Source organism: Mesorhizobium sp. M7A.F.Ca.MR.245.00.0.0, assembly GCF_003997415.1.
Taxonomy (GTDB): domain Bacteria; phylum Pseudomonadota; class Alphaproteobacteria; order Rhizobiales; family Rhizobiaceae; genus Mesorhizobium.
The window spans coordinates 26,321-47,520 of record NZ_RZTE01000039.1; the positions used below are offsets into that span (position 1 = coordinate 26,321).

The window sequence follows — 21,200 nt, forward strand, 5'->3', positions numbered from 1 at the left end:
CTCTGGTGGACTCCGACAGGCAAGTCAGAGAAAGCTCGAAAAATCAACACTGGGGCGTTTCCGTCGGACGCTCAGCTTAGCTACATCCGTGGCAGACTTATTGGACTTGCTCAGCGCGGCGGCAGCACGATCGAAGAACTCTGGAGGAAGGCCCTCTCCGGGTTAGTAGAGTCAAAAAGATTTGTCCCCTGTGACGCAAATGCGAAAAGCAAGCCGACCAGGGGAGTCGTGATCAGTAGGGCGGAAATCGCACAGCATTTCTCTTCCAACAAACGCCCAGCCTCGGCATGTATATCTAGGGAATAGTGCATATTTATCCTGCGAGATAGCGTTCCGTCACGACAGGAGGGACTTCTCATAGTATCGCGCTGCCTCAGGTTTCTTGTCAAGCAGGTCCCGGCTGTGACGTAAGCAGATGAATTGACCGCCCCATGGAGCACCGAACACGCCGAACGATGACGACCGATCCGCGCTCCATACACCGAAGCTCCACATTGTTGTGTCCCCAGCCAAGATCGAGAGCATGCAAACCACTCAGCGAAATGTCTGCTACACGAAAATCGTCGTCACGAAGCGCCAACCCAGTGTGACCTGACACTGACCGGCTATTGCCTGCAATTCGACCAATATCCTTGGCGGAATGGCCACATGCGCCACCCCCAACAGAGACCGTGTGTTCGGAGGCTAACAGCGGACTTGCTGCAAATCTGACGCCACAGCTGCCACTGCCCGACTGCTGGTCAGAGTATCGACAGCACTCGCGGGTCAGGGCGTCGACCATGGACTTGGATGCCTCCACCCCCCTTTCTACGAATGTAGGCGGGCGAGTTGGACCAACGAAAAGCCAACTTCCGCAAAAGTGCTGAGCCAGATGCGCAACAAACAGCTTTTCCGCGGATCTCTCAAGAATTGGACAATTTGAAGAGACTCGGCCGAAATCCCTAGGCCACCAAAGCCTCATCAAACGGGCATCTCGTGAGATTTTCAACTCCGCTCTCGGTCACGAGCACCTGCTCTTCCAGTTTTACGCCTTCCCGCCCACCGACGGCACCGATATAAGCCTCGACGCACAGGGTCATTCCGGGCTCGAGAACATAGTCGAATGCTCCCGGGATGAAGTCTTCAGGATAGAGAATCGCGGGATATTCGTCGCAAAGACCAATGCCATGCATCATGACGCCATATCGCTGCTTGACGAAATCCGCGGGAAGCTTGTGGCTGCGCTGAGTGAGTTCGGTGAAAGAGACGCCCGGCTTTAGCATAGCCATGTTTGCAGCTACGTGCTCGTAGGCTATGTCGTGCAGCCTTCGCTGTGCTTCGGTGGGTCGGCCGTCACCGCAGTGCCAAGTGCGGGAGAAGTCGGCACACATGCCGTACGGGCCCACCATATCGGTGTCGAAGGCGACGAGGTCTCCTGAGACAATGCGACGGGGGCCGGCCTCCTGCATCCAGGGGTTCGTGCGCGGGCCGGAAGTTAAAATGCGCGTTTCGATCCACTCGCCACCACGTGCGATGTTTTCGGCATGAAGAACCGACCAAAGTTCCGTTTCGGCTATGCCGGGCTGCAAACGTTCTCGCATTTTGGCAACGGCAATCTCGCAGGTCGCGAGAGAGCAGCGCATGGCGTTGATCTCGTCGATTCCCTTAATGGCCCTGGCGTGCTCCATGAGCTGCATGCCGTTGCAAACCTCGATGCCAACTGCATCTAGCGCACGAAGGCCGGGGATTTCGATCTTGTCGACGGCAAGACGACGGTTTTTGCCACCAGAGCGGCGCAACAGTTCGTCAATTTGTCCGGCAAAGTCCTTGGCGACTGCTTCTTCTTGGTCGCCGGCAACGAAATAGTAAAAGCCGGCCCCGCCATCCCGGGTTTCGTTGATGAGCGGCAGATAGGTTGACAGGTGGCTGCAACGATGGAAATCCCAGAGAACGACATAGCCGTCGGCCGATACGAACACAGCTCGTGACGGATTGTGCATGATCCATATGTGCATGTTCGAGGAATCTGAAGCGTATCGTATGTTCAGCGGGTCGAAGCAGAGCACGCCCGCATAGTCTCTTTGGCGGAGTTGCAGAACAATCCGATCAAGACGGGTCTTGCGCATACGATCTAGGTTGGGCGTGGTCAGGCCCAAGGCTGCCCACTCCGCAAAGGCGACGTCCGTCGGCCCAATTTCAACCCGATCGTTGTCATCCATGCTCCCATCCGGCTTAAGTGCTTTTGCCACTCGCGTGGGATCAATTTTGTGGTTCACAATCGAAAACGAGGACATGTTAAGGCCGCCCTAGTGGCTCACTCTTACGTGGATCTAAGACCGGATTTCTTGGATGCTAAAGGCGGAAAAAATATTGCTCGATATAAAGTCAATTCATCTGCATTCGTGCTCTGGGGTGCCTGCGACCACAACTGGAACCAGGTAGCCTTCCAGCGCGCCGCAATGGGCAATCTGTCGATCCCAGAGCTTTGCCGGGAGCCCTGTCGTGCTAGTGGTTTACGCCTGACATAAGAGTTCGGCTGAGGATTCCCTTTTGTGAGTGCGCATGCGAGTCTGGTACATGCGCACAGGAATATACCTCACCGTTTCTTCGATTGATCGTCAGCCTCTCTCTGATCAGCGCGCCCATCGCAGTGCGCTGCAGAAGCACGTTTGGCGCGCAGAGATCATTCTGTTGAGCAGCGACGGCGTGGGCACCCTCGAGATCATGCGGCAATCTGGTAAGTTCAAGACTTGCGTGTGGCGCGCCAGTGCAAGCTCTGCAACGATCCGCAGTTCGTCGACAAACTGCGCAACGTCGTCGGCCATGCCACTAGTTGATCCACCGGCTCACGCTATCCTGTTGTCGGTCGACGAGAAGAGCCCAGATCCAGGCGCTCGACCGCACCCAGCCCGGCCTGCCCATGAAGGGTAGGCTCGGCACCACGACCACGACTACAAGTGCAACGGCACGACCACCCTGTTTGCCGCCCTTACCGTGCTCGATGGCACCGTTATCGGCAGGAACATGCAGCGCCATCGTCACCAGGAATTCATCCGCCTCACTCAACGCTGTCGATGCCGAGGTGGCGGCCAGCAGGGCCATCCACGTCGTTCTTGACAACTACGCCGCTCACAAGCACCCCAAGGCGCGTGCCTGCTCGGCCGCCATCAGCGCCTCACCTTCCGCTTCCACCTTAAGCGTCACGAGCACCGCACGGCTGTCCTTGGTTGACAGAGGCAGGGTCAGATGCGGGCCGCTTTGACTCGCTGCGGCATGGTACGAGCGGATGGCGACGACCGCCTTTGCAACGGCGGCGACGCCCGCGCCGTCGAGACGGGAGTTCACCCCCTTTGTGTCCCGGATTAGGACGGCGTCATCTGGGTCTACGGCGCCAATGATGACGACGGGATCTTCACCGATGAAGGCTTCGAGGAGGTCAAACTCCTCCTCGAAGAACATCATCGCGTCTCCCCATCGAAAGCTTGACCCCAGCACTCCGGTGCTCAGGTTCTCTGGCCACCAGATACGCACGTCTGCGGTCTTCACCGGATGCGTACCACGCAGGCTCAAGTTGGCGTTTGGAATTGGCAACGCTTCCGGAGCGAAACGTTATGACGAACTGAACGTCAAGGGACTCTCCATCGCTGACCTAATGAGCGTGGAAAGCTCTACGAGGAGATGCTGGACCTCATGGAAGAATCCGGGGAATTTCCGATTCCTGACCCACGGGGCCACTCCCGTCGTGTATCGCACAACGAAGGTGCAGGCGGCAATGCGCCCAGATGGAACCCCACTATATCTCGATTGCAAGCCAGTTTCGGGCTGAGCGACATCTGTGGCTTTCGTCCCAACAAGAAGCGTTCCAGGACCGCTATTCTAAGCCAGAACGATTCGGCGCTCGCGAAATACGTGTAGAGGAGCGCCGCCACTTCATAGGCGCTTACTACATAGCGGACACGGACACCGGTTGCCCGAGGTTATCGGTCCCTGGATGCCAGATTCAATCATTGAATTTGATGCGCAGCATGATGTTGATGCCCCATTCGTTATTAGCGCGCCGGCGGGAACAGTGGGCGCCTCCGCCTTACCCCCATAAGCCGTACCCTCATAGGGCGCGCGAACCGGGCACTGCTTGTGCGGCACAGCTGAACCATGGACGCCTGCCGAGGGTGCCCACCAACCGCAGTTCCCCAGTTGCGAAGCCCTCGAGGCCACCCCGTTTTTATGTTACGCCGTCGCAATCGCCGGGTTCGGCTGTTCGGCCGGAACACCCCAATTGCTCGCCATGGAATGCCAATGCATTACGCCAGACCCGCGGTCTGTTGCGCTGATGAAAGGCTTCGCGCCTGACAAATTGCCTAAGCCCAGCCAAGATTTTAAACAAATCGGCCCCCAGTTTCCGCGAGGGATGAACGTTCAGCAGGTCAACGATTTGGAGCTTAACGGGAAATGGCATCTAAAGCTGTGCTCCGGGTCCTGCAGGCTCACTGAGGATGGGGGAGCGACGCGGCCACAGATGCGATCTTGAGCGTAACGACACCGGGTGTGGAACTCGCAGCCGGATGGCCGGTACATCACGCTTGGCACTTCGCCCTTGAGCTCAATCCTGTTGAGCACTGCGTCTGGGTCCGGTTCGGGATTGGCCGCAAGCAGCGCTTCGGTATAGGGATGGCTTGGCTGATGGAAAATACTCTGCGTCGTGCCGACTTCAATGAAGCGGCCGAGATACATGATTGCCATGCGGTCAGTTATGTGGCGCACTACATTGAGGTTGTGCGTGATTATCAGGATCGCGATGCCTAGTTCGTCCTGCAGGCGAGTGAGAAGATTTAGCACCTCGCCTTGCACCGAGACATCCAAGCCCGCGGTCGGCTCATCGGCGATGATCAAGTCCGGATTGAGCGCTAGGGCGCGCGCCACGCTGACGCGCCTGGCTTGACCACCGGAGAGTTGATGAGGATAGCGGCCAACAAAATCGGCCGGCAAGCCCACCATCCGCAGGAGGCGCGTCGCTTCAGCTCCTAAATCGCGATCCTTCAGCCCATGGATGCGGAAAGGCTCGGTCAAGATCGATCGCACCGTCAGCCTGGGCGAAAGTGAACCGATCGGATCCTGAAACGTCATCGCCATGCGTCGCAAGTAGGGCTTGCGTTCTACCGCACTGAGGTCCGTGAGTTCCTGCCCATCGAAGCTGATGCTGCCGCTCACCGCCCGCTGCAGGCCAATCATCGTGCGAGCGACGGTGGATTTTCCGGAGCCGCTCTCGCCGACAAGGGCCAGCGTCTCACCCTTGTGAATTTCAAAAGAAACACTGCATACCGCGTCGATGAAAGGCGCATTTGTCCCGGTCGCGAGCGCTTTAAGCGGCCCCATCGTGCGGAAGCGGACGCAGAGGTCCCGAACACTGACAAGGGCACTCATGCCGAAACTAGTCGATTTTCTTCGAGCAGATGGCATCGTGCCGTCTGCCCTGGGCTGATCGGGCGATCGACTGGCTGTTCCTCGAGACAGCGATCATATGCCTGCGGGCATCGCGCGCTGAAGATGCACCCCTTCTTCAAGCCCAGGAGGCTGGGCACCTCGCCGGAAATGGTCGGCAATGTGCGTGTGGTTCGTTTAAGCCGCCCCGGGTCGCACTCAAGCAGGGCGCGGGTGTAGGGATGAGCGGGATTGCGGAATATGCTGCGCACATCGCCTTGTTCGACCACTTCGCCGGCATACATGACGACGACCCGGTCGCACAACTCAGCCACAGCTCCAAGATGATGGGATACGAAGAGGACGGAGCAACCGATCTCCCTTTGGAGATTTTTGAGCAGATGGATGATCTGGACTTCAAGTGTCGCATCGAGCGCAGTCGTCGGCTCGTCGGCGATGAGGAGCACGGGTTTTACAAGCAGCGCCATGGCTATACATATCCGCTGACGCATGCCGCCGGAAAAGTGGTGCGGATAGGCCCCGATCCGGTTTTGCGGATCCGGAATTCCGACCCGGTGTAGCATGTCGATGGCACGAGCACGCTTTTCACTCCGGCTTTTTTGCTGGTGGTGCTGGATGTCGATCATCTGGTTCTCAACGGTGCGCACAGGATTAAGCGCAGTCATTGGATCTTGAAAAACCATGGAAAGTCGATCGCCAAGCAGGCTACGCTGCGACTGAGCCGGCATCTTCAGCAGGTCTCGCCCTTCAAACAGGATCTCGCCACCTGTGACATCGGCATTTTCCGAAAGCAGACCCATCACCGTATACGCAAGCGTCGACTTTCCAGATCCGCTTTCGCCGACAACGCCGACCACCTCTGCGGCTGCGACATTAAGCGACACGTTTCGCAGTGCATGAATGCGCCCCTCTGGTGTCCCGAAATCAAGATGGAGGTGACGTATCTCCAGGAGGGGTGTGGTCGATTGCGATGACCGATCGTGTGGTATCATAGATCTTTCCGCAGCTTTGGATCGAACATGTCGCGTAGCGCCTCACCCAGGAATGTGAAGCCCAGCGTTGCGAGGACGATTGGAATACCACCGCCAACCACAAGCCACGGCGTCTGCTGGATGTAATTATAGCCGTCGTTGAGGATTGCTCCCCAATCGGGCGTGGGTGGACGTACGCCCAAACCAAGGAAGCTGAGACCGGCCTCCACCGCGATTACCGCGGGCACGTCCATGCTCACGAGGATGAGAAGCGGGCCGATAACATTAGGCAGTACGTGCACTGCCAGGATGCGCATCGTGCCAGCGCCCAGAGTGCGTTCTGCGGCGATGTATTCACTGTTGCGTAGCGCCTCTGTCTGGGTCCTCACGACCCGTGCATAAATGGGCATAGAGGTGATTGCGATAACAAAAATCATGCTGGCCAGGCTGGGTCCAAGTAAGCCGATAATCGCCAACGCGAAGATGATGCCCGGAAAGGAGCGGATCGTATCGAATAAAAGAAGGAGCAAATTGTCCAGCCACCTCGGTCCGAAGCCTGCGATCAGACCAAGCACGAGGCCGGCTGCCAGCGAACTGCCTAGCGAGGCGAAGGCGACAAGCAGCGGGACGCGGCCGCCCATCATGACGCGCGAGAATGTGTCGCGGCCCAGTTGATCGGTGCCCAGAAGAAAAAGTAGTGACGGGTCCGCCAAGCGCGGCCCCACCATGATGCGGGTCGGATCATGTGTAATGATGATCGGGGCGAAGATCGCGCTTGCGAAAACGATCGCGACCAGCGCGGCTCCAAGGACGCCAAGACGGTTCTTGCGCAGTTGCCGCACCGTCTTACGGAAGCTGCCGGGTGCTAGCTCTGGGCCAGTTTCGCCGCGGAGCGCTTCAAGGCTCGCCATGCTAAAGTTTCTCGCGGGTTCGAGGATCAAGAGAGGCAGCGATCAGATCGGACGCCGTCGTCGCCAAGACAGTAACAACAGTGGTGACTAGCACGGCCCCTATTACGACTGCATAGTTGCGCGTGTTGACCGCCTGTACAATCAAGGCACCGATACCTGGTCTTGCGAAAACGACCTCGATAAAGACAGCTGACGAAAGCAACCACGCTATGCCCACGCCGAGGATCGTCACTGTCGGCAGGATCGCAAGCGGCAGCGCGTAATGCAAAACAATGCGCCATTCGGAAATGCCGAAGGAACGGGCCATTCGCACATGGTTTTCACCCAGGATCTCCATCATGGATGCCCGTACCAGCCGGGAGATGTATCCAACCCAGCCGATCCCGACGGCGAAGGCTGGCAGAATGAGATGAACAAGGCCGTCCAAAAAACCCTGTCCGGCTCCGACTGCTGGTAACCAATGGAGCGTGACAGCGAAGATCAGGAGTGCGTAGACAGCCATGACGAACGAAGGAATCGCGATCGTGGCGACTGCCATGATCGCGACGATCTGGTCGATGACAGAATTACGCCTCATGGCCGAATAACAACCGAGCGGCACCGCAATCGCCACCGCCCACAAAATCGAGACGAAGATTAGTTCGATAGTATAAGGAAGTTGCTCGAATATTATGTCCGCAACCGGACGTTGGCTCAACACATCAAAACCAAGATTGCCTTGCAGCAGCCCTTCGAAGAAAATGACGATCTGCACGGCAAGCGGCTTATCCAGCCCCATCTCCCGATGAAGGTGCGCTATCATTTCAGGCGTGGCGCGGGGACCTAGCAGAGCAACGGCTGGGTCGCCAGGCACCGCATGGATCATCATGAACACAAGGGTCACCGCGATCACCGTAATGGCGACCGCGAGGAAAACGCGTTTCAGTAGATAGATCCACACAGTTCACGCTCAAGCTTAAGCCGGCTGGAAATCGATATATAATGGGGTTCCATCTGGGCGCATCGCCGCTTTCATTCGCGTCTTCCGATATAGGATTGGATTGGTCTCATTGGTCAGGAACCGAAATGCGCCAGAATCTTCCATCAAGTCCTGCATGTCCTCGTAAACCTTTGCCCGCTCGTTGGGATCGTTAATGGACAGTCCCTTAGCGTTTAGCTCGTCAAAGCGTTGGCTGCGGAAGCGTTGCCAGTTCCATATACCCACTTGATCTTGCACGAACCAAGTCACGTAGTCGTACGGATCCGGCAGTCCGGAGAAGGTCATAATAAAGAGCTGCACGTCCTTCCAGCTGTCTCCCTCAGACTCCACGCCGAGTGACCAGAATGTCCCGGGATCTCGGGCATTAACCACCAGAGAAATTCCGACTTGGGACAATTGTGCCTGCACCGTCTGAGCTATGGCTGAAGTCTGGCTGTCGTTTGTACAGTCGAGGCTCAATGTCAAACCATTTACCCCAGCCTTCTCGAGAAGCTCTTTGGCTTTTGAGAGATCACCTTCCGGCGGAACCAGAGTCTTTGCGCGATGCCCAACGATACCTGGAGGAATAATACCCGTGGCCGCAATTGACTGACCGTCATACGCGGTATCTAAAACCTGTGGTACATTGATCGCCCATTGGATCGCCCTGCGGACATTTATGTCCTTCAGTTTGGGATGATCCATGTTCATGCCGATCCATGTATAACGGGTCGATGCCCTTTCCGCGATCTCCGTGTTGGCGGGCGGATTGCTCTTGAACGCCGCGAGAGAGTCCAAACCGACTACGGTGAAATCGACGTCGCCCGCCTGATAAGCACGTTCCGCTGCCTTAGCGTCCGGAATAGGCAGGATACGGATTTCGTCGAAGCCCGGCTTGGGGCCTGACCAGTCCGGATTTCTCGTGAGAAGTGCGTACTGGTTGGGCTTCCAGTCAGCCAGCACGTAGGGACCTGAGAATGCTGGCGGCTTCACACCGAAATTACCGCCGTCCTTGGTGGCTTTCCTTACCGCAGCCTCAGAAACGATTTGGCCGACGGCATAAGGCAGCGGAACAAGCCAAACAGCCGCAAATGGCGCGTTGAACACGATAACACCACTGTAGTCGTCCTCCACCTCGACGTGATTTAACGAGCCCCATTGGGGCTTGATGGGTGAATTGAGCTTGATGACGCGCTCGAAAGAGAACTTAACATCCTTGGCCGTCAGCTCGCCGTAATCGCCACTAAATTTTATGCCTTTCTTGAGGCGAAATCGGATATGCGTGGGATCAACCTGCTCGATCTTGTCTGCAGCCTCTAACTCCCAGCCCCATTCGGTGCCGGGCTTATATCGCGTGAGCTTTGAATAGATACAGTTTGTTAGGTCTACTTCCGCCGCCTGCCCGAGGAAAGCGGGATCCAGCGTGACCAGGTCTCCACTGGAACGCACCTCGAGCACCTTGCCTTCGGCCGCCCAGATGACTTGAGACAAGGGCATGCCAGCAGAGATTATGCCACCGCTTAGCGCGGCTCCTGCCCTAAGAAAGGTGCGGCGGCTTACACTTTGCATCATGTCCTCCATGGCTGTTCCCCTTGCCGAGCGACTTGCCGAGGCGTCTTGCCGTGGCCGCGGCGCCCGCGTTCCTTGCTCGGGTGTGTTTCTCTTTGGAATATACTATGGGGCAGCCAAGCCGCAGGCGGAAAAGATACCGTCAGGCATAAATTCTGTTTATGTCATGAGCTCTCGGCCTAGTTGCCGACGCAGCACTCTTTCCTTCAGAAGTTGCGGAGATGGCGTGAACCTCACTGCTGGTTGGAACGCGTCAATACCTACTATCTCGTTGTAAAAAGCGACATTTGAACCCCGGCCGAGCGGGACCAGTACCGGTCAGTTTAAGTCCCGAGCGAACTCCTTGACGTCGTCTCGTTCAAGTAAAAGCTTGTCGCCTTCCTTCGCCACGATATGTGTCTCGATGCGCCATACGTCGCGCAGCGCGCGGACAGTGGCCGAGAGCGCAATATGCACGTTCCAGTTACCGCGGGCGTACGACTTTTCCCAGTTGGAGGTTCCGCGCGCCGAGCTCGGATCGTCGGGATGCATGGTAAGTGTGTCACTGTGCTTAGCCGAAATGACCATTCCGGTGTGCGGATGCACCACGGTCCCCGCGTCGCTCGCCATCCGGAAAGTTGTCTCGCCCGTGGCTTGGTTGGTGATTACCTCGCGACAGAAAGGTTTACCAGGCTTAATAGTCTCTGTTGCCATCGGCCGAGCACTCTCTGGCTTCAGAAACGGTACAAGTTTGGAGTCTACGGCATTCGCTTTGCGCACCGGCAAGATAAGCCTGCTGGCCGCACAATGTATTGATAGACTTGCCCTCTCTGGACTAGGAAAGACAATAGGCCAATGGCTGGTGGCGATGGCGAGCCTTATGCGTTGCCCTTTTTCAAAGCGTTGCCCGCAAGACCGCAGCTTCAGGCGTATTGCTTCAGCCTTACCGGGCGTCATTGGCTTCAAATCGAGGTCGTCGTGGCGATGGGTCAAATTCAGAATGCCATAGCTCACACGGGTGGCCGAGCCGTCCTTAAACACGAGCGAAAGCGTGGCCGATAGGATTGCCACTGCTTTGTCGGAAGAGAGGGTTACCTCAAGCTCGGGGAAGCCGAGAAGGTCTACCTCCTCCAGAAGAGGCTCGGTTTCGAATACCAAGGCGTTTCCGGCTTCCATGCGCTGGTCGATGGGCTGGTCCGGCACTGCGCCATACGCGCACCAAACACCGGATGATAGCCCCGAAGTGGACGGTGAACAGATCGTAAGAACAGCATCACTGCCATCTCCTTCGGCAAGAAGTCCCGGTGAGAGCGACAGCCGTCTTTCGACAATGCTCGCCGTCGGCCAGGAAGGCTCAGCGATCCAACGGCCTGGCCGCTCGTCGTAGATGGCGGCGGGGGGCAAAGGATCCTGAATCCACGCGCGCAACATCGGCTCGTCCTCAACGCCGGTGTGGATGCCTTTAAGATGCTGGTCCCACCAGCGCAAGCATTCCTGGAGAAAGCCGATGCGAGGCCCGGGCATGGCGATGTGAGGATACTTATGAGCCCAAGGGCCGATCAGGCCTTTGCGAGGTCCCGGCAGGTTCTCGAGCATGCGCAAGATGGCGTTGGGATAGGCGTCCGCCCAGCCACCCACCGCGTAGACAGGAATCTCGATGTTGGAATAGTCCTCGCAGATAGAACCATGCTTGTAGAAATCGTCCCGACGCTGGTGCGCGAACCAGTCTTGCAGCCAGATCCCGTTGCCGTTGAGCCGCTCTTCCCAAATCTCACGCCAGCGTTCTCCCACAAGAGCTGGATCGGGCGGGGTCATGGCAATCGCCCAAGCCGCTGCCCCCCACATCAAATTTTCGCACATAAGCGCGCCGCCGAAATAGTGACATTCATCCCGGTATCGATCGTCGGTCGAACACAGCGAGATTATCGCCTTGAGGGCTGGCGGACGGCGGGCAGCAACCTGAAGGCTGTTGAACCCGCCCCAGGAGATGCCAATCATACCGACACTGCCTGAGCACCATAATTGCTTCGCCAACCATTCGATCACGGCAAGACAGTCGTCCTGCTCTTGTTTGAGATATTCGCCCCTGCAGACCCCTTCGCTATCACCCGAACCGCGCATGTCCACGCGCACACCTGCATAGCCATGCCCGGCGAAGTATGGATGGGTGAGTTGGTCGCGCTCCACAGTCCCATCCCTCTTTCGATAGGGCAGGTATTCGAGGATGGCGGGGACCGGGTCCGCCTCGGCGTCCTCCGGCAACCAGAGGCGGGCAGCGAGCTTTACCCCGTCCGGCATCGGGATCCAGACATTCTCGATCTCGCGCACTTTGCGGGGGAAGTCGGTAACAACGCGGATGTCATCCATGGTCCAATCCTCATATGCGTTCGCGCTTGCCGAACTGCCCTTGAGGTTCAGCAAGAAGGCGGCGGGTAACCTGCTGGAACAAAAGCGGTGGCAGGGATACCCGTGTTCGTCGAAGGGGGACCGGCGACCAAGTTGCGAGCGCCGTCCTCGTCCTCACCTCGAATAGACGACGAGGCTGAAGAGTCGCAGACTGAAAAGCTCGCGACTGGCATAAAGCCGATTCATATCAAACGTTGCGCTCGCTAGCCTTAGTCCCGAGTGACAGGTTTCGCGCAGACTTAGGTCAACTTGGCTCTCGCATGGAGCGCGTCAAGGCTCGGCCCAACACCCGAGCGGCGGGATGTCATGGTGGCGTGAGACCGGTCGCCTCACCGAGCCTAGTTTGCCATCAACTTCCCATCAGCCTATCTGGGGCACCTCTCAGCCTTTAGTGATAGCCCGACAAATCTCGCAATGGAGATCCGTATTCCGCGGTTGCGCAGGATCGTCACGCATCGTCCGGCTATACGACTTTATTTGACTCCGGCCAGCCAGCGGATGTTCTTCCCGCAACCGCGACCGGCCGGCGGATGCAGGCGGATCAGCGGCGGTTAATGCGCCAAATAGCAGGCCATGGCCCGTTTTCCCCAACGAGATCTCTCTCTAAAACCCGAACGTCCAAGTTATCCTTCACGCCACGATTTTAAGCTCTTAGGTGGCTCCGCACCCGACGCACCTGCACCAACATTCCACTCCCCCAAATCGATACGCTTATATTGATTCTGAAGTGACATCTTACTGACGCGGCAGTTAGTCACTTCCAATGAATTATCCGTCGCTCACATACATGTATAGCCGCCATCAACGGACAGGATGGCTCCCGTGCAATAGCTTGATGCAGGGCTGGCAAGAAACAGCACCGCGGATGCAACTTCATGGGACTCGCCCATTCTTCCCAGCGGAGTCTGCTCTAACCATCGATCATACTGAAATGAGCTTTCATTCCTCGGGGAAATTGTCATCTCTGTTGTAACATATCCTGGAGCTACCGCATTTACTCGCACATTATGCTTTGCCCAGGCACAGGCCAGCGACTTCGTCATCATGTGAATGGCGCCCTTACTGGTAATATAGGCGGTGTTGTTCTGTGGCTGCGTCACTATCATGCCGCACATGGATCCGATGTTCACGATGTTGCCCCAGCGACGGGCGATCATGTGCCGGCCAAAGGCCCTCGCACACCAAAATGCAGCATCCGAATTGACCCGCATCGTTGCCAGCCAGTCCGCGTCGGAAGTGTCGAGGGCCTCGGTTATCCGGGCTATACCGGCATTGTTAATAAGGACGTCGATCGGCTGTTCGGCATTCAGTTCGTCGGCGAGCGCCGTAACCGCATCCGGCTTTGCCACATCGATGCCGCGATGACTTGCCGCGATACCGCATGATGCGAGTTTGGCCGCAGCGGCAGCAGCGCTATTCGCGTCCAAGTCCGCGATGACAATTGACGCGCCCGCTTGGCCGAGAGCGTGAGCGATTTCAAGCCCGATACCGCGCCCCCCTCCGGTTACAATTGCACGCTTGCCGGACAGGTCGAATTTCTTCAGATAATCCATGCTGCCTTTGATCCAAGTTTGTATGTTGGCCTCGCCCCAATAAATTGACCGGGATCATGATCCCGATACGGGTGGCGCCCGTTGTTGCTTTTGCGGGTCTGTGCCACTCTGCCGGCTATCATCACTAAAACGGCCCCGCGACACGGATACGGAATGACATTGTCCAGCACCGTCCGACAGGGATCAACATTCTGCCGCAGAAACAACCCGTATAGGCAGCCTGGCCAATTGGCTTGCAATGATAGGCGCCAGCAATTGTCCTGAGAATGCGCAAAAGGATTCGCTGGCCGTAAACCCAGCTTATGTCCAGCCGCTCATGCGCAAGATCGCGAATACGCTACCTTCGCCGGCCATAACGCAAGCGTCTAGTTGCCAAACTTGGACCTCATGCTCAGGCGACCATGCTCATAGGATTTTCAATATAGCTCTTAAATATCTGCAGCAACTTTGCTCCGAGCACGCCGTCCACACAGCGATGGTCGATGGAAAGGGTAACACTCATCACCGTTGCGATGGCCATTGAACCGCTCTTGACGACTACATGCTGTCTGCCCGCACCGACTGCCAGAATCGTAGCGTGGGGGGGATTGATCACGGCAGCGAACTCTTTGACCCCCATCATGCCCATGTTCGAGATCGATGTCGTGCCGCCTTCATATTCTTCAGGCTTTAGCTTGCGATCTCTCGCGCGTTTGCCGAGGTCCTTCATCTCGGCGGAAATGACTTGAAGTGTTTTCTGTTCAGCCTTGCGTATGATCGGCGTGATCAGACCGCCTGCGATCGAGACAGCTACCCCTATGTCGACGTGCTGGTGTTTAAGAATAGCGCCCTCGGTCCAGGAGACATTCGCGTCCGGAACGTCACGCAGCGCAAGCGCCAAGGCCCTTATCACCATGTCATTGACGGACAACTTGTAGACCGGCAGTCCGTCCGCGGCCCTAGGCGCCGCACCGTTGAGTCGGGAGCGCAGTCCTAGAAGCTGATCGATCTCGCAATCCACTGCGACATAGAAATGCGGAATGGTTTGCTTCGAGGTCACCAGACGACGTGCAATCGTCCTTCGCATCCCGTCGTTAGGTATGCGTTCATATGATCCGCCCTCAAACAGCTTAAGAACAGCGTCGTCCTTGGCACCTTTGCTTCCAGACGACGCTGCAGGAGCAGGGCCTCCAGGCGCGTCGGACCGTTGTCCAGGGGCTGCGGCAACCGAACCAGCTTCAGTCTTTATGGCAAGAACGGCGACCAGGTCCCTGACTTTTAGACCGTTAGCGCCTTCCGGAACGACAATCCTTTCCAGAGTACCGCCGGCAGCGGCCTTGATCTCACCTGTATCGCTACCGCTTGATACTTGAGCCAAAACATCTCCGGCCTTTATGTCGTCCCCCTCGTTGAACATCCATTTTACAATGGTGGCTGCTCCCATATCGGAAACGAAGGCCGGCATTCTGACGTTGATAGGCATCGGCTCTACTGTGGCTTTTGAGGTATCTAGCGGGCTAGCGGTTTGCGGGTTCGGGCTGCTCTGCTTGGGGTACGAAGCGGAAAAATCTTCGAGCTGAACGGATGTTGGGGCTAAGAAGGCTCAAATGCTCACAGCAACAGTCCTCCGTCGATCGCGATCTCCGCCCCGGTAATGTAGCGGCTCTCGTTCGAGAGCAGGAAGAGAACGAGGTCGGCCACCTCGTCGACCGTCCCGGCCCGCTTGAGCGGAATGAGCGCGTACTGGCGCTCTCTGTCGGACGGATCCTCGGCGAGCAGCATGTCGGTTTCCACCCACCCGGGGTGGATAGAATTGACGCGGATTCCTGCTGGCGCAAGCTCTAGGGCCGCGCATTTTGTCATGCCTCGAAGGGCCCATTTCGTCGCGGAGTAGGCCATACAAGTTCGACTTCCGCGCATCCCGGCGACAGACGAGATGTTTACTATTGCGCCACCGCCGGATGCCTCGATCAGAGGTGAGACTTCCCGCATACCGAGGAAGCAACCCAACTGATTCACACGGAAGTGCTTTTCGAAGAGCGCGACGCTCGAATCCCTCATTGGCACGGGTTCATAAATCGCCGCGTTGTTGACCAGACCATGAAGTCCCGTCCCCTCCCCCTCCAGACAGCGGATCAGGCTTCGCCAGTCTTGCTCGCTAGTGACGTCGAGATGCACGTATGACGCTTTTTCACCAATAGTCGCTGCAAGTTGTTCGCCCTGCTCGTCTAGGAGGTCGCCGATGACAACCCGCCCTCCCTCCGTTGCGATTTGGACGGCTTCCGCCGCACCTTGACCTCGAGCTCCACCAGTAATCAAAACCGTCTTGCCTTCGAAGCGTTTGTCCCGCGTCATGGTAGTCCTACAGCAACGAGCAGTTGACTCCGAATACTAACCAATGGGTATGCAGACGTAAGCAGCCAGGAGTGGCACTTAAATCGCCGGAGGTTCTGAAGTTTAGTCAGATAAGTAACGAACCGTGATTCTTTTCTACTGCCCGGTGTTGATGCGACAGATGACGATTCCGACTTCCGTCGCTGACCCTTCATCAACAAGGATTTCGGCAACCACGCCTGCGGTCTCCGCCTCTATCTCAATGTTAGTTTTTTCCGACTCCACTTCGGCTAGAATCTGACCCGGAACGACCGAGGTGCCGACCGAAACATACCACTTCGTAAGATCAACCTCGACCGTCGATGCACCCATCTTCGGGATACGAACTTCAAACATGAGCATAGCTCCTTACGGCTAAGATCGCGTCTTCCAGTTGCTGCGGCTTCGGCAGAACAGCAGCTTCGAGCGCAAGATTGAACGGCATAGGAACGTCAGCTCGCGTGACACGCTTGATCGGGGCCTTGAGAGATGAAAACGCCAGCTCCCCTATTATTGCGCTCAATTCGGCGGCGAACCCACAAGTACGGTTCGTGTCGTCGTAGATTACGACGCGGCCAGTTTTCTTGACGGACTTCAACAGCCCTTCCCTGTCAAGCGGCAAGAGAGACCGAGGATCCCACACTTCGACGCTGATGTTTTTCTCCTGGGCGAGGCGCTCAGCGACAGCTAGAGCCTCGGGCACTAAATGCCCGATAGCAATGACTGTGACATCGGATCCTTCACGCTTAACGTCACCGCAACCGAAAGGGACGGCATAGATTTCCTCCGGCACCGGACCCTTTTGCGGAAGCGACATGGCTGATGCTATGAAAACGACGGGGTCGTCTTCGCGGATCGCCTGGATCATGAGGCCCTTGGCGTCGTAGGCATTCGAAGGGCAAACAACCTTGAAGCCAGCGTGTAGGAGGTACGGATAGGGATTGTCTGAGTGCTGGCCCGCGTTTCCACCCCGCGATCCAGACACCATAAGCGTGTAAGTGATTGGAAGATTTGCTTGACCTCCTAACATCAATCGCATCTTCGCCGCTTGATTGACTAGCTGGTCGAATGCGACGTAAATCAGTGAGGGAACTTGAAACTGAACGATTGGGCGCAAACCGGCCAAAGCCGCCCCCGTAGCGAAGCCGGTGAACGCTGCCTCGGAAATGGGTGTGTCGAGTACGCGGAGATCGCCGAAAGCGCCATGGAGGCCTTTCGTCTCACCGCGAATTCCACCTCGAATGTCCTCCCCGATAATCATGACACTCTCATCTGCCCCCATGGCCTGATGGTAGGCTTCGTTCATGGCCTGAAGAAATCTCAGCTGTCTCACGGCTCTACTCCCCATGCCGGAGTGTTCGGATACGGCACGGCATACATGCAATCGAGAGCCTCGGCCGGGTTCGGCGGGGGGCTGCTCCTAGCGAACTCGACGCCCCGATCGATCTCAATGTTGACCTCGGCATCGATAGCTTCAATGTCTTCTTGAGCGCACAAGCCACTTTCCATCATACGCGCCGCCCAGATCTTGATAGGGTCCCGCAACTTCCAGCGATCGACTTCCTCTTGAGATCGATAGTTCATCTTCATGTGACGCTCGCCTGTATAATGCCCAAAGTAGCGATAGGTTTGACACTCAATGAACGTTGGGCCTTTGCCGGTCCGAGCGCGTTCCGTAGCAGTGAGAGCAGCGTGATAAACGGCCTCGACGTCCATGCCATCGACGCACACACCAGGCATTCCGTAGGATTGGGCGCGAACGTAAGGGTCTAGGATCGTGACTTCTTTGAGAGGCGTCGAGATCGCGTACTGATTGTTCTCGCAGACGAAAATGACAGGAAGATCCCAAATCGCCGCGAGGTTCATCGCCTCGTGGAGGACCCCTTGGTTGATTGCTCCGTCGCCGAAGAATGAAACAGCAACGCGGTTTTCGCGAGCAGCTTTGAATTTGTGAGCCGCACCACAGGCTATAGGGGCTCCAGCGCCGACGATACCATTCGCCCCAAATATTCCAATCCCGACGTCAGCAATGTGCATGGATCCGCCGCGACCCTTATTGTATCCGCCCGTTCGCGCGAGCAGCTCAGCAAACATTCTGCCAACGTCGCCGCCCTTCGCCAGTGTGTGGCCATGCCCTCGATGGGTACTTGTGACGATGTCTGAAGTCGTGAGTGCGCCGCAAATACCAACCGCAACCGCCTCTTGCCCGCTGTACTCGTGACATACGCCGGCGATCTCGTTGTCATCGACTAGGGTGACGACCCGGTTCTCAAACTGCCTGATACGCGCCATGTCGTAATACAAGCTTCTCGCGAATTGAGCAGGCATAATGTTAGACGTCGACGCCTCTATTTTGTGTTCCAAGTTGATCTACTCCGGTCAAACCCGTTGTCGATGTGGCTACTCGATACCTATCGCCGACCAAGATTGTCGCGGCACGCAAGCCCAGAATAACTCTTTTCGAATAAACCATATTCCGGGCGTCTCGTAGACTGAAAGGATGGCGTCGGGTATAGACCTGATTGATATCAAGCCTCACAATCTTCACCCGAGGTAATCGCTTCTCGCCGTGGACCGGTGGCCGCGCATGAAGTACGAGAACGCGGCCAGCGAACTCAACGTGACGCGTTAAGATCCGCACATGACAGAACCTGAAAGGCAACTGTAGCAGTGCCGCGAACCGGGTTCCTCCCTATGCAGCAGCGGCGTGAACTGACCGCCCAGTTCTGTCCACCCAACTTTTACTGCCCGGATCGGCTGACGCGCCGGCGGTTGGCTTCGCGATAGGCCTGCTTAAAAGGCTTCCAATTGAGAGGCCGTCTCTCTCAAAGGGAGCTGTAGAGAGGATTTAACGTTTTCCAGTGTGTAAGCAAATGCAGTGGGCCTATCGAAGCGCCAATCCTTGTTGGCATACCCTCCAGAGCCCTCTTTAGGTTGTCCGCGGTGATCACCGAGCCTGCGTAAAGCCAGTTGGCCAAGTCAAGCATGGCGTCATATGCATCAGTTCAGTCGCGGTGCCGCAGGCATCCTTGAAAATCCTGATGCGGTAGTCGCGCGAAATCGCGTCTCACACTGTCGTTTCCAAACAAACCTCGCTTAAGCTCCGAACATTATAAGATGGTCCGCATTCAATCGGCGCAGCAAAATCTCCAAATTCGTGTTGTAGAACGCGCTGGGACGCTGCTTTCGTACAAGGCTAGCTTCCGGTTTCAGGTCCACGATGAATCTCGGCAGCCTGCCCGACGCTATGTGATGGGCGTCCGCCGTTCAAAGCCTCGTGACGTAGCGCGTCTACTCCTCTTGGATCATACCAATTCTGTGTATAGACAATAGGCAGCCCCGCTGCACGGCATGCATCGGAGAGCTGTCTTGGCACTCCGCAGCAGCTCTTCTCGATTGTAGATCGACCATGCCCCATCCGCTTCGATGCAGTCATGTAAATCCACCGCAATGACTACAGTGCGCTTGAACTGATCGGGCAACGTCATGTCGAGAACCTTTCCCCTTGTTCATAATTTACCCAAGGACATCTTCAAACAGCCGCGAGTCGTGATAGAAACGCTCCGAGGTCGATCGTGCCGATGCATGGGCGCACCTTCAATTGTCCGTCCAAACGGCTATTTGCCAATGAGGGCACGGAATGCGCAAGCAACCACGCCGCAATCGCGATTTGAATGCCACTTCCTGGTCAGATGGTTCAATTCTCAGGCCTGTTCGAAGAACTCTACTGCAATCAGCCGCTCTTTATTCCAGACGCTAGTGCTTTGACAGGCGAAAGATTGCTGCCCGACATAGACCATCTTCATGACAAGCTTAAAGCCGCTCGTAGGAGCATTCAATTTTTGCGCTGACACGATGCCCGCAGCGAGGGATCGCGAAAGTCCATCCCATACGCGCCTGGAAAGGGGGAGCCTAACGACCGTACGCGGCCGGCCCGGGCAGCATTAGTCCGAACGGCACGAGAGGAATAGCGGAACGACGTCCACAGGTTCTGCAGTCCTAGAGCAGTTCGCATTTAGGTTGACTTATAGCCTGCGCTTTCCATGTAGTTGTTGCATTCGTTTGGGCTGACCTGGGGTGTGGGCGATGGCGTTGTGATCGTTTGGCGGCACGGTCGGATGCAGTGCTTGAGCTTAGCAAACAGCTTCTCGATTGGATTGAGATCTGGACTGTAGGGCGGCAGGAAGAAGAGCCGCGCCCCAGCAGCTCTGACGATATCGCGGACGGCTTGGCCTTTGTGGGAACCGAGATTGTCGAGAATGACGATGTCCCCCGGCTTCAGGGCTTTGATGAGCTCGGTTGCGACATAGGCACGGAGGGCCTGCGCATTGATAGGGCCGTCAATGACCCAAGGCGCCTCCAACCCGATCATGGCGTAGCGCGGCGATGAAGGTCATGGTCTTCCAATGGCCATATGGTGCGTGGGCCATCAGCCGCTTGCCGCGCACACCCCAGCCGCGCAATGGCGCCATGTTTGTCTTGACCCATGGTTCATCCAGGAAGACCAAGCGCGTAGGGTCAATGCGGGTCTGGTAGCGCATCCATTGCGCTCGCCGGCGCATCAGCTTGGGCTTGAACTGCTCGGCCGGCAGAATGGGTTTTTTAAAACTCTTGCCCTCGCGATGCAGGAAGTGACCGACGCTCGCAGGGTGGATGATGAGACCACGTTCAGCCAGTGCCGCCGTCAACTGATGAAGCGTCACGTTGGCATCTCGCTCGACCTAGCCCAGGACGAAAGCACGATGCTCCCATCGATCAGATAGGGCCGGTGACCGCCCATCTTGCCAGGTGCCGCACTGCCAAGGCGACGCTTGCGCGCCGCCCACTTGATCACGCTCGACACCGCCACCCTCAGAGCCGCAGCTACCTCACGGCTCGTCTCGCCCTCTTCAAGTCGGGCCAGTGCTCGCTCCCGAAGATCCATCGAATAAGCCTTCGTCAGTCCCGACCTCCAACGGTCAGAACATCAAATCTGATTTGCTCATCCTTGGGAATCCCGAATCAGATAAAACGCGAACTGCTCTAGTGGTGTGATGGGATCGCAAAAAGCTTTCGCCCGAGGGACTTGGACATAAAGTGGGTT

13 protein-coding genes and 2 pseudogenes are annotated in these 21,200 nt (G+C 56.8%); 1 reads left to right on the forward strand and 14 read right to left on the reverse strand.

Annotated elements, in window-relative coordinates:
- Positions 1-941 precede the first annotated feature (941 nt).
- Complete coding sequence (gene dddP, locus EOB80_RS27595; protein WP_126080638.1) at positions 942-2,273, reverse strand: dimethylsulfonioproprionate lyase DddP; 1,332 nt, start codon at positions 2,271-2,273, stop codon at positions 942-944.
- A gap of 283 nt (positions 2,274-2,556) precedes the next feature.
- Here dddP and EOB80_RS27600 point away from each other — a divergent pair.
- Positions 2,557-3,168, forward strand: a pseudogene (locus tag EOB80_RS27600) (hypothetical protein); the annotation flags it as partial.
- A gap of 1,227 nt (positions 3,169-4,395) precedes the next feature.
- Here EOB80_RS27600 and EOB80_RS27605 read toward each other — a convergent pair.
- The 13 genes and pseudogenes from EOB80_RS27605 to EOB80_RS27670 form a co-directional block, all read right to left on the reverse strand.
- Positions 4,396-5,400, reverse strand: coding sequence for an ABC transporter ATP-binding protein (locus tag EOB80_RS27605; protein WP_126080637.1), 1,005 nt, complete (start codon positions 5,398-5,400; stop codon positions 4,396-4,398).
- Positions 5,397-6,410, reverse strand: a complete 1,014-nt coding sequence (locus EOB80_RS27610; protein WP_126080636.1) for an ABC transporter ATP-binding protein — start codon at positions 6,408-6,410, stop codon at positions 5,397-5,399. The genes EOB80_RS27605 and EOB80_RS27610 overlap by 4 nt, the downstream gene beginning before the upstream one ends.
- On the reverse strand, positions 6,407-7,300 hold the full coding sequence (locus EOB80_RS27615) for an ABC transporter permease (RefSeq protein WP_126080635.1): 894 nt from the start codon (positions 7,298-7,300) through the stop codon (positions 6,407-6,409). Before EOB80_RS27615 ends, EOB80_RS27610 begins: the two co-directional genes overlap by 4 nt.
- Position 7,301: 1 nt before the next feature.
- Positions 7,302-8,240 (reverse strand): ABC transporter permease, encoded by a 939-nt coding sequence (locus EOB80_RS27620; RefSeq protein ID WP_126080634.1) that lies wholly within the window; start codon positions 8,238-8,240, stop codon positions 7,302-7,304.
- 15 nt (positions 8,241-8,255) lie between these two features.
- Positions 8,256-9,839 (reverse strand): ABC transporter substrate-binding protein, encoded by a 1,584-nt coding sequence (locus EOB80_RS27625; protein WP_126080633.1) that lies wholly within the window; start codon positions 9,837-9,839, stop codon positions 8,256-8,258.
- Between the two features lie 306 nt (positions 9,840-10,145).
- Positions 10,146-12,173 (reverse strand): CocE/NonD family hydrolase, encoded by a 2,028-nt coding sequence (locus EOB80_RS27630; protein ID WP_127330952.1) that lies wholly within the window; start codon positions 12,171-12,173, stop codon positions 10,146-10,148.
- A gap of 818 nt (positions 12,174-12,991) precedes the next feature.
- Positions 12,992-13,765 carry an SDR family oxidoreductase gene (locus tag EOB80_RS27635; protein WP_126080631.1) on the reverse strand — a complete coding sequence of 258 codons (774 nt, stop codon included), beginning with the start codon at positions 13,763-13,765 and terminating at the stop codon, positions 12,992-12,994.
- Positions 13,766-14,156: 391 nt separating this feature from the next.
- Positions 14,157-15,227 (reverse strand): 2-oxo acid dehydrogenase subunit E2, encoded by a 1,071-nt coding sequence (locus tag EOB80_RS27640; protein ID WP_127330954.1) that lies wholly within the window; start codon positions 15,225-15,227, stop codon positions 14,157-14,159.
- A 128-nt stretch (positions 15,228-15,355) separates the two neighbouring features.
- Entirely contained in the window at positions 15,356-16,099 is a 744-nt protein-coding gene (locus EOB80_RS27645) for an SDR family oxidoreductase (protein WP_126080629.1), read from the reverse strand.
- A gap of 135 nt (positions 16,100-16,234) precedes the next feature.
- Positions 16,235-16,474 (reverse strand): biotin/lipoyl-containing protein, encoded by a 240-nt coding sequence (locus EOB80_RS27650; protein ID WP_164762741.1) that lies wholly within the window; start codon positions 16,472-16,474, stop codon positions 16,235-16,237.
- Entirely contained in the window at positions 16,467-17,423 is a 957-nt protein-coding gene (locus tag EOB80_RS27655; RefSeq protein WP_206516850.1) for a transketolase C-terminal domain-containing protein, read from the reverse strand. Before EOB80_RS27655 ends, EOB80_RS27650 begins: the two co-directional genes overlap by 8 nt.
- 23 nt (positions 17,424-17,446) lie before the next feature.
- Positions 17,447-18,481 carry a thiamine pyrophosphate-dependent dehydrogenase E1 component subunit alpha gene (locus EOB80_RS27660; protein ID WP_206516851.1) on the reverse strand — a complete coding sequence of 345 codons (1,035 nt, stop codon included), beginning with the start codon at positions 18,479-18,481 and terminating at the stop codon, positions 17,447-17,449.
- Between the two features lie 1,651 nt (positions 18,482-20,132).
- Positions 20,133-21,059 (reverse strand): annotated as a pseudogene (locus EOB80_RS27670) (IS630 family transposase).
- Between the last annotated feature and the right edge of the window lie 141 nt (positions 21,060-21,200).